Below are 14,268 nucleotides of genomic sequence, written 5' to 3'. Positions count from 1 at the left end.
TCCGTTCCGAGCAGGCTGATATGGCGGATGGAGAGCCATATGATTTGCTGGGCATCGGGATCGGGCCATTCAACCTCGGGCTTGCCGCCTTGCTGCAGAAGACCGCTGTAAAGGCGGTGTTCTGCGAGCGGAAGCCGCAGTTTGACTGGCACTCCGGCATGCTGCTGGAAGGAACGACCCTGCAGGTGCCTTTCTTCGCTGACCTGGTTACAATGGCTGATCCTACCCACCCGCTCAGCTATTTGAATTATCTGCATGAGCATGGAAGGCTGTATCACTTTTATTTTCTTGAACGGTTCCATATTCCGCGAAGAGAATACAATCATTACTGCCAATGGGCGGCATCCAAGCTGCCCTGCTGCCAGTTCGGCAGCGAGGTCGCAGATGTGCGCCTCGTGGAGCGCGGTGGCGTGAAGCTCTTCGAGGCCGTCATTCGTGATACGGCAAGCGGCGCGGCGCGCCGTATTCTTGCCCGCGACCTGGTGCTCGGCGTGGGCAGTGTGCCGCATGTTCCAAGGCCGATGAGCGGCTTTGGCATTACGGAGGGCGTATTCCATGCTGCGGATTACCTCGGGTACCGGGAGCGCTGCTTGGCCGCGCGCAAAATTACGGTCATCGGCTCGGGCCAGAGTGCCGGAGAGGTGTTCCTGGATCTGCTGCAGGAGCAGCGTAATTACGGTTACCGGCTGGATTGGCTGACACGGTCAAAGGGCTTCCTGCCGATGGAATACTCGAAGCTGGGGCTTGAGCATTTCTCGCCGGACTATACGTCCTACTTCTATAACCTGCCGGCAGCAGTGAAGGACCGGGTGCGTGCGGGTCAGGACCTGCTGTATAAGGGGATCTCCGCGAAGACAATCGCCGATATTTATGACCAGCTGTATGATGCCGGGGTGGGCGGGGATCAGCCGGATGTCGGCCTGCTGGCCCTGACCGAGGTTGAAGGCATTCAGCTGGCTGCAGGCGAGGATGCGGCACAGTGCCGCCTCTCCTGCCGTCATATCGAGCAGGGCAGATCCTTTACCCACGACAGTGAGATTGTCATTCTGGCCACCGGGTACCGTCATGCTGTTCCAAGCTGTCTGGAGCCGCTGCGCAGCCTGCTGGTCTGGGATGAACAGGAGCGGTTTGAAGTAACAGAGGACTACCGGCTGGTCTGGAAGGACCGTGAGGTGGCGAACCGGATCTATGTGCAAAACGGCGAGCTCCACACACATGGTGTCGGTGCACCGGATCTCGGGCTTGGTGCCTACCGTAACAGTGTGATTATCAACGGGCTGACAGGCCAGACCGTCTACCCGCTGCGCAAGCGGAATGTGTTCCAGCAGTTTGGGCTGCAGGCGGCAGAACATACAGCAGCTGCTGCCGCGGAACCGGCAGGAGCTGCTGGTTCAGACGGCATGGCGGAAGCGGCTGGAGCTTACCCCGAAGGGAGCGGGAAGGCATGAGCGGAAGTGGGAGCCTGTCTCTTGCTGCAAACGATGGGGAGGCAGCCGGCCTGGAATATGGCGGCTGTAACCGCCCGGCCGTCGAAGCCGCAGCAGACGGGTACACCGCAGTCAGGCGGCGGGTATTCCGGCAGCTGATTGAATCCGTTCTGTATGAAGGCATTGTGCAGGCGGGCAAGGAGGAGCCGGATGACAGCGGCATTATGTTGTTTCGGCTGCATGGCCTTACAGCCGGGATTGAGCCGGTGGTGTATGAATGCAGGGGCAGGATAACCTCCTCATTCGGGCGTGTGCGGCTGAGTGATGCGCCTGTCCTTAGAAGGACAGAACAATCCGTGAAGGAGGCGGATTCTCCTGCTGCCTTCGTGGAGGAGGTGCTTGGCCAGACAGAGGCGGACAGATTAAAGCTTGCTGCATTCGCCGGTGAGCTGGAGCAGACGCTGCTGCATGACACACTTGCTTACGAGGAGCGGATCAGACGCGGGCTGCGGCTTCAAACGCTCGATTATGACGAGTTGGAGAGCGGCGCATTGAACGATGGCCATCCCTATCATCCAGCTTACAAGTCCCGTATCGGATTCGACCCCGCAGATAATCGCGCCTTCGGCCCGGAATTTCAGCCCTCCATCACACTGATGTGGGCTGCGGTGCGGCTGACGGATTCCGTGGCGGTAATCGACAGCGAGGCAGGAAGCCTTGAGGAGCTGTGGCGCCAAGAGCTTGGCGAGACTGTCCTGGAGCAGTTCCGGCATAGACTGATGGAGAAGGGCTGCGACCCGGCTGCCTATGGGTTGCTGCCTGTCCATCCGTGGCAGTGGCGGGAGCATATCAGCCGGCTGTTCCTGGCCGATATACGCAGCAAGCGAATCATCCCCCTTGGTGAAGCGGGGGACTGTTATCTTCCCCAGCAGTCAATCCGTACAGTGGCTAACCGGATGAATCGCGGCAAGCCCTACGTGAAGCTGTCGCTGAACCTGATTAATACATCGAGCAGCCGCCAGCTGCTTCCTCTGTTCGTCGAGAATGCGCCAGTTGTAACCCGCTGGCTGAAACGGGCGGCGGCACAAGACCGGTACCTGACAGAGGAAGCGCGGCTTATTCTGCTTGGTGAATTTGCGGGTGTATCGTACGCGCCGGATCAGGCAGCTGCAGGGCTCCTGGCAGGGCAGAAGAGAGGAGCGCTTGGCTGCATATGGCGGGAGAGTCTCTCCGCCCAGCTGGAGGAGGGGGAGACAGCGGTGCCGTTCACAATGCTCTGTGCGCTGGAGGCGGATGGCCGGCCCTATATCTCTTCCTGGCTTGCCGAACACGGGGCGGATCAGTGGCTGGAGCAGCTGATGGAAGCCTGCGTTCTGCCTGTGGTGCACCTGGCGGTGGTACAGGGGATTGCGCTGGAAGCCCACGCCCAGAACATGGTGCTGATTCACCGTAACGGACGCCCGGTACGGGCGGCTTTGAAGGATTTTCACGAGGATGTGCTGTTCTATCGCCCGGCGCTGCTGCATCCTGAACTGTGTCCGCCGTTCACAGAGGATACGGGCTTTGAGGCGGGCAGAATGGATCAGGTCCGCTATTTGACGCTTGGCGCGTTATTCTTTATAAATCTTAGCGAGCTTGCCCTGCTCCTGGCTGAGCAGTTGGGCTATGAAGAAGACAGGTTCTGGGATATTGCGGCCGGGTCGCTGCTGCGGCATATGGAACGGTTCCCGGAACACGCGGACCGTTTTGAGGCGGTGAATCTGTTCGCGGAGACGACCCGTGTGGAGCAGCTGACGAAGCGCCGTCTGTATCCGGAGGGGCATGGTTTGATGCATGAAGTGCCAAATCCGCTGTACACAGCGGCGAAAAGGAGGGGGATTCATGCTAACCGCAGGACGGGAGCGTATCGGAAAGCCGACGTTTGAAAGGCGCTGGAGCAGCTATCGCAGTCATGAAGCGCTGGGTAATCCGGCGGGCAGGAGGTTCGCCCTCTGTGTGAAGGACCCGGCAGAGCTGGTGGCCCTCGTAATGTATTTGCGGGAAAAGGATGGCTCCGCGCTGCTGCTGCATGGCGGTATGCCGCTGGAGACGGCACTGGCCCATGCCCGCAGGGCAGGGTGCTGCGGATTGATATACGAAGAAGCCGAGACTTATCTGTCTGTCGAAGACGTTAAGGGGTACGCAGAGAGCAGCCATGGCGGGTGCGGCGGCAAGCCGTCGCTGTTCCAATACAGCTCCGGCACGACCGGTGAGCCGAAGCTGATCGGCCGCAGCTGGGAAGAAATCGGCATAGAGCTTGCCGCCTACAACGAAGCGCTTCAGGCCGACCCGTCATGGAAGCCGGTCGTATTAGCTTCTGTCAGCCACTCTTATGGGCTGCTGTGCGGCGTACTGGCTTCCCTGGCAAGAGGCAGCGAGCCAACGGTGGTGCCGAATACGAATCCGAAGCTTGCGCTTGGCATCATCCGGGACACACCAGCGCATCTCATCTATGCCGTACCGATTCAGCTGCATCTGCTGGCTTCGCTTGCAGCAGGCGAGCAGCGGTTTCACCGGCTTATGACTTCGGGAGCGCCGCTGCCTGCCCCGCTGTGGGAACAGCTCGCGCAGCGCTCGGATGCCGTACTGCAGCAGTACGGCTGCTCGGAGGCGGGCTGCCTGACGATCAGCCGGGGGATGCTGGCGCCGGGCGATATTGGTCAGCCGCTGCCGCATGTACAGCTGACCGCCGGTCCCCGGGCGGATTCTCCCGGCGAGCTCATCGCAGATATTGGAGGCCGCATAATTCGTACCGGGGATGTGGGATACAGGAATGAACAGGGTCATATCATGCTGATGGGCCGCGCTGATGATGTCATTAATATCGGAGGCTTGATGGTGTATCCGTCCGAGGTGGAGGATACGCTCCTGCGGATGCAGGGCGTGCGCGAAGCGGTAGTCTACCGCGGCAGGCATCCGGTCATGGGCGAGATGGTGAAGGCGCAGGTTGTAGCCGATCCCGCTGTAACGTCGGACATGATTCGCGCATGGTGTCTGCAGCAGCTGGCGCCTTATCAGGTGCCCGGCGCAGTCGCATGTGTAAGCAGCATTGAGAAGAACGGAAATGGCAAAGTAAGCCGGAAGTTACTGGAGGCAAAGGAGGCGGCATTATGAACCGGGAGCAGCTGAAGGAGAGGCTGCAGGAGCTGATAGCCGGTATGCTGCAGGAGATGGGAGCCGGTCTGGAGGAGACAGCGGGAGCAGACGGAAGCAAGCATGGCCCGTTGGCGGGTACGCTGCGTGAAGAGCTCCGGCTTAACGAGGATTTGCGGCTGGATTCGGTCATGCTGCTGCAGTTGCTGGTGCTTATTGAGACAAAGCTAGGCCTGCAGGTGCCGGAGAATGAAGTGGACCCGGGTATCTTCGATACGGTGGGGTCACTGGTTGATTTTATGCAAGAGCTGGACAACACGAACATACCCGATCCTGCTCCTGGGCCGGGGGTCCGTTAAGGAGGCCGCAATGAAATTTGGCTGGAAGGATATCAGGATTAACGTGCACTGCCTGGTCAGCTGTTACTGTGATATTATCAAGCGCCGCAGCGGGGTTGATTACCGGCCCTTCTACTTCAATGTGTGGGATTCGGCCTTTGATGTGACGGAGGAAGGCAATCTGACCTATTATTCGGATCCGGCCAGTCTGGGCTTCTATCATCACTGGGTGGAGAAGCTCTTCGGACTATGCCCGGTCTATTGGTATGATGCGCTGCAGGGTCCGGAAGCAGGTGCTGCCCGGCTATCCGAGCTGCTGGACGAACGGCCGGATTACCGTTTCGTGATGCCGCATCTGGACATGTTTTATCTGCCGGACCGGGACACGGGTTTTAATCTGAAGCCTTTCCCGCATTATGTATTTGTGGAGCGGGCTGGTGATGATTCGGAGCAGCTAGTGATGCTCGATCCGGATTTTCGCTGGGAAGGCCGCGTTCCAAGGAACCAGGTCATGGAAGCGTTCATCAACAATCCAGACCCGGGCGGCTGGTATATTGATGCGGAGACTGTCAAGGAGCCTTCGCGGGCACTTATCAAAGCGTATTTTGACGCAGGGTTCAAGCCGGATGTGAACGAGCTGATAGACCGCCTTCGGGAGATCGTGACCTCGGTGGAACGGGGAGGTTCGGCGGCTTCGCTGACAGCAACGGTGAAGCATCTTAAGGTAATCGTCATCCGCAAGTACAGCTACGACTATGCGCTGATGTATTTTCACGATCATCTGGAGCTGCCTGAAGAGCATTACGAGCAGTGGGCGCAGACGATCCGGGATCTGGTGCAGCAGTTCACGTCGGTTCAATATCTATGTGTCAAAATGGCGATGACCGGCCAGTCCGCCCTGCAGGGACAAATTCTTGCCAAGCTGGATGAGGCGGACCGGACGGAGCATCTGCTTAAGCTGGAGATGGAGCGGCTGATGCAGGAGTGGTGTGTAAGATACGGCGTGCAACCGGAAGCAGCCACAGGTTTATTATAGATAAATAATAGGGGCAGGAATGAGCAGAGAAACGGGGTGTAGAACGTGAAGCTGTCATTGTGTACGATCTCCTTCCGCCATCAGCTGATCTCGTTTGGCGATATCGTCCGTTTTGCGGGGCAGCACCGGTTCGACGGCATAGAGTTGTGGGGAGCGCATGCCCTTCACTTGTATGAGCGGGAGCGCGAGGAGGCGCTGGCGCAGCTGGGTGTGATGCGAAGCAATAGCCTGGCGGTCTCCATGATCAGCGATTATATTGATATAGGCGGTTCGGCGGACCGTCAAGCGTCCCTGGAGAAGGGCGGCCGATTAGCGGATATGGCCCGCTGGTTCGGCGCCCGGCGAATCCGGATCTTCGCCGGAACGAAGGCAAGCAATGAGATGACGGACGAAGAACGCGCCGATTGTGTGCGGCTGATTCGTGATTTGTGCGAGGGGTGTGCGGGCAAAGGGGTGGAGCTGCTTGTGGAAACCCATCCCGGCACCCTTGCGGATACGCTGGCGTCAACGGTCAGGCTGATCCATGAGGTGGAGCATGAAAGTCTTGGCATTAACCTCGATTTCCTTCATCTGTGGGAGTCGGGAACTGATCCGGTGAAGGCGTTCCGGGAGCTGGAACCATGGGCCCGCCACTTCCACCTGAAGAATATCAGCTCAGCGGATAAGCTGGACGTCTTCCTTCCGCATCACGTGTACGCCGCGGGTGCCAGCCGTGACGGTATTGTGCCGCTCGGTGAAGGGGCAATCGATTATGCTCCGGTCCTGCAGCAGATCGCGGATACAGAATGGTTCGGTTCTCTGGAATGGTTCGGTCATGATCCGTGCGGGGTGCTGGCGGCAGAGTCTGCCCGGCTGCAGCGTATCCGCGGGGAAGCGGGGCGCCATACGGAACCGGTAAGGTAATGAGGGGCCTTGCCCCGCCTTAATTGAAGATACAGCCTAATAACAACGGTACAGCCAGCTTAAAGCTTGCTGTGCGGTTGTTTTTTTGTGCTTGCTTGAAATGCCATCCGGTACATGAGTGTATTATGCATGAATCGTACGATTTTAGGCATGGTAAGGAGTGGAGAAACTTAAGCGGAGGGAGGAAATGTTTATTATTACTACTGACCGGGTTGTGCTGGCTTTCGTCTGGTTTCTTGTCATCGGCTCGTTCTTCCTCCTAGTTCCAGGCCGTAAGAAGAGGGAGTCGCTTATCGTGTTCTTTTCCTGCCAGATGCTTACCTGGTCGCTTAGCCTGCTGTTCGTTGAGTATGGTCTAATTACGAACCCTGTGCGGGAATTTCAGGATGCCACCCAGACGAATTTTACTTTTAACTACGCGTTTTTTCCTATGATCGCGGTGTTTTACAACCTTTGGTTCCCTGAACGGACGGGCCGAACCCTGAAGCTGGCGTATATGGTTCTGGTCCCGATGATTGCAACTGTATGTACGCTGCTGGTAGAGCATTATACAAACCTGATTCATTATAAACATTTCCGCTGGTATATGAACTGGTTTGTTTTTGCGGCGGGTTACTATGCCATGCGCCGTTACGCGATATGGTTCTTCTATAATTCAGGTCCCTTCAGGAAAGGCGGTCAGTCCGTATGACTTGGATATCGGAATGGCAGTTTGACCACTGGTTTCTGGCTTCTGTCTATGCGGTCTGCTTCATCCTTTTGTTCCTAATCCCCAAGGACCGGCGCAGACAAGCCCATGCCGTCTTTCTGTTCCAAGGCTTTATGACCTGGATACTGGGGCTGTTTGTTGTGGAAATGGGCTGGCTGGATTACCCGGTGCGGGAATTCAACCGGGGCACGCAGACCAGCTTTTTATTCGAATATCTGGCTTATCCGACGGTAACAGCCTATTTCAATGTTTATTTCCCGGCCGGACGGCCTGTCATCCGCCGCTTGCTGTATACTGGGGCTTACTGCACAGCGATAACGGTCCCGGAAATTTTCCTTGAGAAGTACACCGGGCTTATCGAGTATCACACCTGGACATGGTACTGGACGTTTATCAGCCTCTATCTGACCTTAATGCTGTCCCGATGGTTTCATAACTGGTTCTTCTATGGAGGTGGAAATGAAGATCCCGTATACAAAGGTCTGATAGGTTCTGAGCGAGCGGAGCAGCATAAGCCGGGACGGTAAAATGGCTGAGGCGACAGCTTTCTTCCGGGACCTCTTTTCTGTTAAGATCAGGACAGGAACTGCATAGGGGAAGGGGACCGGGTGCTGGATGATCCCGAGCTATATTCAGATTAAGGACAAGCTGGACCGGATGATGGTATCCGGTGAGCTGCCTGTAGGTAGGAAGCTGCCTTCGGAGCCTGAGCTGGCAGCTTCCTTCGGCGTGAGCCGGGAGACGCTGCGCGCCGCGCTGAAGCAGCTGGAGCAAGAGGGCAAGCTGCGATGCCGTAATGGTGTGGGACGCTTCGTGATCCGGCCGCTGCATTCAATTCCAAGCTCCATAGACAAGCTGAGCTCAACCTCCGAAATGATTCATACATCCGGTCTGCAGGAGACCGAGGTGCAGGAGTCAGTACGGATTGACCGGTGCCAGCAGGAATGGGCGGAGTATTTGAATCTGGAGGACGGTGATGAAGTAATTGTCATAGAGCGGATTCGCAAGGCAAATGACGATCCTGTATCCTTTAACATTAATGTGCTTCCGCATCATCTCGTCGGTACGGCTTTTGCCCGCAGACCGCTGCAGGGCTCGCTTATGACCTTCCTGGAGGAGGAGTGCAGCATTCGCCTGGTCAGCGCGATGAGTGAAGTCATTGTACCGCCGGCGAAGGATCTGCATGCGAAGAAGCTCCGCGTATCCCCGGAGGCGACAGTCCTGCTGCTGAAGCAGACGCATTTTGATGAAGATAACCGGCCTGTATTATTCTCATACGACTATTACCGCAACGATGTATTTAAGTTTTGGGTGAGGCGCTCCCGCTAACGGGGGCGTTTGCTGTTTAAAAGATCATAACAATTGATAGTGATAGGATAATAAAAAGTACCAGCAGAACGGTAACTGTACGAGGGAGTTTACGTTGGTTTTTGCTTTGGAACCAGCCGCTGAATTGAAGGAAGTTTCTATATACAAGGAAAAGAATAGTGAAATCGACAAGTGCAAGAAGCACTACGTAATTTTTAGCTTGCTCCGTTCCTAAAAGCTGTTCTTCGATTATCCACAAGATATACAAGCCGCCAAAAAGGATCACTAAAGCCCTCAGCCATTCTAGAAAAAAGTGTGATATGGAATTTTTCATAATATCCTCCTTACCATCCAATGCCAGTAATAACAGATAGCAATAGATAATAGTTTATTTTAACCTATAGACAAGCAATGGTGTGTGGACTCATTCTATAATCTAACGTCCGATCGATTTAACATATATTATTTCAAAAACTTATATAAAAAGAAGTAACCTTTATTTTATGGATGTGAATATTTACCTATACACTGGACACTTCAATAGGGTGTTTAGCGTATAGGTTTTTCTATTTTACAATTGTTTCATATGCCAATAACACGCCGCTAATAAAACATCCCGATAATCATAACCGTAAGCTGTCTAGACAGCTATTATGATAATCGGAGGATGGAAACATGAAGAAGAGGTTGTCCATGATGCTGTGCACCCTGGTGGCTGCTATGAGCCTCGCCGCTTGCGGTAACGGAAATAATGCCGGGAACGCCGGCAGCGCAGGCGGTAATGCAGGTACAGGCTCCAATGTGGAGGCCGCCGCGAATACGGCGAACGAGCCTCAGAAGGAAGCTCCAAGCTACAAGGTAACCGTTGCGACAGCAGGTGATACGAATATGACGGAGCTGCAGGAAGAAGCCATTGTTCCGGGTTTCAAGGAGCTGTACCCGGGTTCCGAGATTAATGTGGTAGGTACTGGAGCGGGCGACGCGGGCTCACAGAAGATTTTCGAGAAGCTGAAAGCCCAGAAGGATGCCGGCAAGACGGGGTGGGACATCGACGTGGCGATCGTGCATCAGAGCATGATGAAATCGCTGATTGAGAATGATCTGCTGGAACAGTACGTGCCGATGTCCGCCAACAAGGACTATGTCGTATCGGCAGACAGCAAGAACAGCCTGGGCACAGATGTGGACGGGTATGTTATCCCGCTGTTCCACAGCCAGATTGCGCTTGCCTACAATCCGGATAAGGTAACGGAGGTACCGGAGAACTTTGACCAGCTGGAGAAGTGGATCAAGGATAACCCGAAGCGCTTCGGCTATAACGGCGTACTGAACGGCATGAGCGGTGTGGGCTTCGTAACGGCCTATGCCTACCACAAGACCGGCGACTACACGCAGCTGACAGAAGGCCCGTATGATGCCGAGCTGGAGAAGAAATGGCCGGCGGTCATGAAAGAGCTGAAGGCGCTACCTGCAACGATCACGAACGGCAATAACGGCACACTCGACATGCTGAATCGCGGTGAGATCGACATGGGTCCGGTATGGGTGGACATGTTCCAGCTGTGGATCAGCGAAGGACGCCTGAACCCGAACCTGAAGCTGAAGCTGCCGGAGCCGGGTCTGCCAGGACAACCGATGTACATTGTCATTCCGAAGAATGCGAAGAACAAGGAAGCGGCACTGAAATACGCAGACTACCTGAGCTCTCCGGAAGTGCAGGCGGAGGTCATCGTCGGACGCAACACCTGGTACCCGGGCATTGATGCGAATGTGGTGCTCGACAAGGCCAGCGCCGAAGCGAAGGAACAGCTGTTCAGCGATATTTCCGCGGATGATCTGAACAACCGGGGCCAATCTCTCCCGCTGACGGACTACTTCAAGAATCTGCAGACCGCTTACGAGACGAACTAATTCAACAATAATAGGACGGTGCATGGATGAATAACGCGCAAACAGCACGTGCAGCCGGGAAGGCACGAACAGCGAAAATCCCATCGTCCATATGGAAATGGCTGGCCGGGGCGGGAATTGCCGCCCCAGCCGTTTCTATTGTGGGCATTTTTTTTGTATATCCTTTTATTCAGTCATTGACCGAAAGCTTCCGTACCGAAGATGGTACTTATACATTGGCGAATTACAGCAAGGCGTTCCGGCTCTATGCCGGTGATATGTGGTTTACCTTGTGGGTAAGCGGCCTGAGTCTGGGGCTGCTGCTGCTTCTGTCCGTGCTGCTTGGCGGACTGCTGCGATTGAAAACAGCCTCCCTCGTGGAGTTTCTCTTTAAAATCCCGCTCTTCGTTCCATTCGTCGTGGTGGGACATGCGATGCGGGTGTTTCTTGCTCCGCACGGCACGTTGAATTCGGCGCTTATGCCGCTTGGCTTGTATGATCCGGACCAGGTGCCGTCGATCGCCTTCTCTACAGCCGGCCTGGTGCTGGCGCTCGTATGGAAAAATATCGGCTTCGCGCTGCTGCTCGTGCTTGGCGCCTTCCGCGGCGTTGATAACAGCTACCTGGAAGCGGCACGCAATCAGGGGGCGGGGAGCTTCAGGCTGATCAAGGACATCCTCCTCCCGATGGGCCGGGGCTCGATCGGGGTTGTTGCCGTACTGACATTCAGCTCCATGATGGGCAGCTTCTCCATACCGGCGATGATGGGCAGCGCCGACGGCAAGCAGATGCTGATGGTGGACCTTTACTACCAGATCGTCTACCAGCAGGATTACGGCGTTGCCAACGCGCTTGGTGTCATCTCCTATCTGGTATCAATGGGAGCGGCCATTTACTACATGAAGAAGGTGGTGAAGGCATGAGCACGGAAACTGCTGCTGTACAACCGGCCGGTCCGGGCGTTATAACGGGCGCACGATGGCGCCGGCTGCTGCTGCGGATGATTCTGATGGCAGGGGCCTTGTTCCTGATCATGGGACCGCTGCTCAGTCTGCTGATCTGGTCATTTGCCGAGAAGTGGTATTGGCCAAGCCCCTGGCCGCTGGAGTGGGGGACCTCGTACTGGTCCAAAGTATTTGAAGGAAAAATGATGGATGCGCTTATATCAAGCTTCCTGATCGCGATAGCTGTCACGGTCATCTGCCTGATCATCAGCATACCGCTGTCCTATATGCTGGCCCGCTACCGGATTCCGGGCCGGACGATCCTGCTGCTGCTGTTCCTGCTGCCGCAGGCGTTCCCGCAGCTGCCTGTATTCTCGAACGCAATGGTGCTGATGTACCGCTGGGATCTCGTAGGAACATGGACCGGCGTCATTCTGATTCACCTGGTAGGTTCGGTGGTGTTCTGCATCTGGACGATGGTGTCCGTGTTTCAGTCCATACCGGAGTCGATGGAGGAAGCATCCACGATGCTGGGGGCTTCGAAGCTGAGATCGTTCTTCACCATTACACTGCCGCTGGCTGTTCCAGGCGTCATTGCTTCTTCCCTGCTGGTGTTCCTGTACTCGCTGGATGAATTTACAGGCAGCCTGCTCATCGGCGCACCGTTCAAAACAACGCTGCCGGTCTTCATGTATAACGCGGCGATGGGCTACGAAATGCAGATAGCATCGGTGACGGCCATCCTGCTGATGCTGCCGGGCATTATCCTGCTGCTGATGATGCAGAAGTTCATGAAGTCGGAATATCTAAGCGCATTCGGGAGGGTCTAAGATGCAGATTCGAATTGAGCAGTTGACGAAGACATACGCTAATCAGAGAGGGATAAACCAGATTGACTTGACGCTGCCTGAAGGCGGGCTGACTGCGATTGTAGGTCCCAGCGGCTGCGGCAAGACGACACTGCTGCGCACGCTTGCCGGATTGATCAAGCCGGACAGCGGGGCCATCCGCTTCGGAGGCAAGGATGTAACCTATGCGCCGCCGCAGCACCGCGGGGCCACAATGGTGTTCCAGAACTATGCGCTCTGGCCGCATATGTCGGTGTTCGACAATATAGCGTACGGTCTGAAGCTCCGCCGGACACCCGCCGCAGAGATTGAACGCCGAGTAACCGAGGTGCTGCGCCGCGTAGAGATTGATCCAGCGGATGTGAAGAAGAGGCATCCGCAGCAGTATTCCGGCGGCCAGCAGCAGCGGATCGCACTGGCAAGAGCGCTTGTCGTGCAGCCGCATCTGCTGCTTATGGACGAGCCGCTGTCCAATCTGGATGCCAAGGTCAGGCAGCGCCTGCGGGTAGAAATCCGCAATATTCAGCAGTCGTTCGGCATCACGGCGTTGTATGTAACGCATGACCAGGAAGAGGCGCTGTCGATGGCTGATTATGTAGTGCTGATGAACGAAGGCCGGATCGAGCAGGCTGGCACTCCCAAGGAAGTGTATTACCAGCCGTCGAGTTACTTCACGGCCCACTTCCTCGGTGACAGCCATACGCTGCATGTGCGGCGCGGCTCAGAGACGAGGAGACTGGTCGTCCGTTCCTGCGACATGGCGATTGGGAGCAGGGCAGAGCAGCTGCCTGCTTCAGCGGCCGGAGAATGGCCGCTTGTTGAGGCGGTGGAGGGAGGCTGGCAGCTGACCGGGGAAGTGACGAATCACTTGTTCATCGGTTCGTCCTACCGCCACATGGTCCGGGTTGGCAGCCAGGCCTTCTTCGCTGATGCGGATGAGGCCTGTGAGCCTGGCGTTTACCGGCTTCATCTGCCGGCAGAGCGGGCGTACTGGTTCGAGCTTGAGGAATCAGCGGCAGGAGCCGGACAGCGCCTGGCAGGTGCGTGACAGCATGAACGGATATCCGGAAACACAGCAGACCGCGGCGGCAAGCGTAGCCGCAGTATCTGCAGAGACCACTGTGAATGGAGACGATAATACGTCTGCAGTTGTATACTTTCTGAATGTCGGCTGGGGTGACAGCCATTGTATCCGTCTGCCATCAGGTCATCTGACCTTGATTGACGGCGGTGACGGGTCTCCGCTCCCGGGCAGTGGTGCATCCACTCCTATGGAGTGGATGCAGCAGGAAGGTGCGGAGCAGCTGGATATGCTGATCTTGACGCACCTGCACGAGAATCACCTCATGTGTCTGCTGCCGCTGACGGCTGCGAAGCGGATTACAGAGGCTGTGCTGCCGTATGAACTGTTTGATCTGCCGTCCCTTGATTTATTTAACGGCTGGGATAGGGAGGATTCGTTCGTGCAGCAGGGGCATCAGCTGCTGGACAGCTATCTCCAGCTTGTCCGCACGCTGGAAGGCCAGGGGACGCTGATTACTTACCGGAACGTCTATGCAGATGAGCAGAGCCGGCAGGTATGGTCCATTGAGGGCTATGTATTCGAGCATCTATATCCGTGGACAGGTGATCCGCTCCCGGCTTATGAATAGCTGGTAAATGGGCTTACAGGAGAACAGGCGGCATTGCTGTCCTTCTATGAGCTGTCCAATATGACAGCTCATTCTACCGGC

15 protein-coding genes are annotated in these 14,268 nt (G+C 56.1%); 14 read left to right on the top strand and 1 reads right to left on the bottom strand.

Annotated elements, in window-relative coordinates; all coding sequences use genetic code 11:
* Positions 1-20 precede the first annotated feature (20 nt).
* From L1N82_RS15800 to L1N82_RS15760, 9 genes are all read left to right on the top strand, one after another.
* A complete protein-coding gene (locus L1N82_RS15800; RefSeq protein ID WP_235288472.1) occupies positions 21-1,448 on the top strand; it encodes a lysine N(6)-hydroxylase/L-ornithine N(5)-oxygenase family protein in 1,428 nt (475 codons plus the stop codon).
* On the top strand, positions 1,445-3,352 hold the full coding sequence (locus tag L1N82_RS15795) for an IucA/IucC family protein (protein ID WP_235288414.1): 1,908 nt from the start codon (positions 1,445-1,447) through the stop codon (positions 3,350-3,352). The genes L1N82_RS15800 and L1N82_RS15795 overlap by 4 nt, the downstream gene beginning before the upstream one ends.
* Positions 3,309-4,580: an AMP-binding protein gene (locus tag L1N82_RS15790; RefSeq protein ID WP_235288413.1), complete on the top strand. Its 1,272-nt coding sequence runs from the start codon at positions 3,309-3,311 to the stop codon at positions 4,578-4,580. The genes L1N82_RS15795 and L1N82_RS15790 overlap by 44 nt, the downstream gene beginning before the upstream one ends.
* A 56-nt stretch (positions 4,581-4,636) precedes the next feature.
* On the top strand, positions 4,637-4,918 hold the full coding sequence (locus L1N82_RS15785; protein WP_235288471.1) for a phosphopantetheine-binding protein: 282 nt from the start codon (positions 4,637-4,639) through the stop codon (positions 4,916-4,918).
* Positions 4,919-4,928: 10 nt separating this feature from the next.
* On the top strand, positions 4,929-5,933 hold the full coding sequence (locus tag L1N82_RS15780) for a DUF6005 family protein (protein WP_235288412.1): 1,005 nt from the start codon (positions 4,929-4,931) through the stop codon (positions 5,931-5,933).
* A gap of 45 nt (positions 5,934-5,978) precedes the next feature.
* A complete protein-coding gene (locus L1N82_RS15775) occupies positions 5,979-6,836 on the top strand; it encodes a sugar phosphate isomerase/epimerase family protein (protein WP_235288411.1) in 858 nt (285 codons plus the stop codon).
* Positions 6,837-7,023: 187 nt separating this feature from the next.
* Positions 7,024-7,527 carry a CBO0543 family protein gene (locus tag L1N82_RS15770; RefSeq protein ID WP_235288410.1) on the top strand — a complete coding sequence of 168 codons (504 nt, stop codon included), beginning with the start codon at positions 7,024-7,026 and terminating at the stop codon, positions 7,525-7,527.
* The gene (locus L1N82_RS15765; protein ID WP_235288409.1) at positions 7,524-8,072 is read left to right on the top strand and encodes a CBO0543 family protein; all 549 of its coding nucleotides are present in this window, start codon (positions 7,524-7,526) and stop codon (positions 8,070-8,072) included. Before L1N82_RS15770 ends, L1N82_RS15765 begins: the two co-directional genes overlap by 4 nt.
* Before the next feature lie 88 nt (positions 8,073-8,160).
* A complete protein-coding gene (locus tag L1N82_RS15760) occupies positions 8,161-8,874 on the top strand; it encodes a GntR family transcriptional regulator (protein WP_235288408.1) in 714 nt (237 codons plus the stop codon).
* A 16-nt stretch (positions 8,875-8,890) separates the two neighbouring features.
* Here L1N82_RS15760 and L1N82_RS15755 read toward each other — a convergent pair whose 3' ends face one another.
* Positions 8,891-9,187 (bottom strand): hypothetical protein, encoded by a 297-nt coding sequence (locus L1N82_RS15755; protein WP_235288407.1) that lies wholly within the window; start codon positions 9,185-9,187, stop codon positions 8,891-8,893.
* A gap of 341 nt (positions 9,188-9,528) precedes the next feature.
* Here L1N82_RS15755 and L1N82_RS15750 point away from each other — a divergent pair, with 341 nt between their 5' ends.
* From L1N82_RS15750 to L1N82_RS15730, 5 genes are read left to right on the top strand one after another with little or no spacing between them, the layout of a single operon-like run.
* Positions 9,529-10,764, top strand: a complete 1,236-nt coding sequence (locus L1N82_RS15750; protein WP_235288406.1) for an extracellular solute-binding protein — start codon at positions 9,529-9,531, stop codon at positions 10,762-10,764.
* Positions 10,765-10,790: 26 nt separating this feature from the next.
* The gene (locus L1N82_RS15745) at positions 10,791-11,666 is read left to right on the top strand and encodes an ABC transporter permease (protein ID WP_235288405.1); all 876 of its coding nucleotides are present in this window, start codon (positions 10,791-10,793) and stop codon (positions 11,664-11,666) included.
* Entirely contained in the window at positions 11,663-12,517 is an 855-nt protein-coding gene (locus L1N82_RS15740) for an ABC transporter permease (RefSeq protein ID WP_235288404.1), read from the top strand. The genes L1N82_RS15745 and L1N82_RS15740 overlap by 4 nt, the downstream gene beginning before the upstream one ends.
* Position 12,518: 1 nt before the next feature.
* A complete protein-coding gene (locus L1N82_RS15735; protein ID WP_235288403.1) occupies positions 12,519-13,583 on the top strand; it encodes an ABC transporter ATP-binding protein in 1,065 nt (354 codons plus the stop codon).
* A complete protein-coding gene (locus L1N82_RS15730) occupies positions 13,537-14,187 on the top strand; it encodes a ComEC/Rec2 family competence protein (protein ID WP_235288402.1) in 651 nt (216 codons plus the stop codon). Before L1N82_RS15735 ends, L1N82_RS15730 begins: the two co-directional genes overlap by 47 nt.
* The last annotated feature ends 81 nt before the right edge of the window (positions 14,188-14,268 follow it).

This window comes from Paenibacillus tarimensis (assembly GCF_021532315.1).
Lineage (GTDB): Bacteria > Bacillota > Bacilli > Paenibacillales > Paenibacillaceae > Paenibacillus_I > Paenibacillus_I tarimensis.
Note: the sequence above shows the minus strand (reverse complement) of the source record. Positions and strands in the feature narration are given on the sequence as shown.

Coding starts and splice junctions, on each gene's coding strand:
- L1N82_RS15800 (WP_235288472.1), top strand. CDS start 21: ATGGCGGATGGAGAGCCATATGATTTGCTGGGCATCGGGATCGGGCCA.
- L1N82_RS15795 (WP_235288414.1), top strand. CDS start 1,445: ATGAGCGGAAGTGGGAGCCTGTCTCTTGCTGCAAACGATGGGGAGGCA.
- L1N82_RS15790 (WP_235288413.1), top strand. CDS start 3,309: ATGCTAACCGCAGGACGGGAGCGTATCGGAAAGCCGACGTTTGAAAGG.
- L1N82_RS15785 (WP_235288471.1), top strand. CDS start 4,637: ATGGGAGCCGGTCTGGAGGAGACAGCGGGAGCAGACGGAAGCAAGCAT.
- L1N82_RS15780 (WP_235288412.1), top strand. CDS start 4,929: ATGAAATTTGGCTGGAAGGATATCAGGATTAACGTGCACTGCCTGGTC.
- L1N82_RS15770 (WP_235288410.1), top strand. CDS start 7,024: ATGTTTATTATTACTACTGACCGGGTTGTGCTGGCTTTCGTCTGGTTT.
- L1N82_RS15765 (WP_235288409.1), top strand. CDS start 7,524: ATGACTTGGATATCGGAATGGCAGTTTGACCACTGGTTTCTGGCTTCT.
- L1N82_RS15760 (WP_235288408.1), top strand. CDS start 8,161: ATGATCCCGAGCTATATTCAGATTAAGGACAAGCTGGACCGGATGATG.
- L1N82_RS15755 (WP_235288407.1), bottom strand. CDS start 9,187: ATGAAAAATTCCATATCACACTTTTTTCTAGAATGGCTGAGGGCTTTA.
- L1N82_RS15750 (WP_235288406.1), top strand. CDS start 9,529: ATGAAGAAGAGGTTGTCCATGATGCTGTGCACCCTGGTGGCTGCTATG.
- L1N82_RS15745 (WP_235288405.1), top strand. CDS start 10,791: ATGAATAACGCGCAAACAGCACGTGCAGCCGGGAAGGCACGAACAGCG.
- L1N82_RS15740 (WP_235288404.1), top strand. CDS start 11,663: ATGAGCACGGAAACTGCTGCTGTACAACCGGCCGGTCCGGGCGTTATA.
- L1N82_RS15735 (WP_235288403.1), top strand. CDS start 12,519: ATGCAGATTCGAATTGAGCAGTTGACGAAGACATACGCTAATCAGAGA.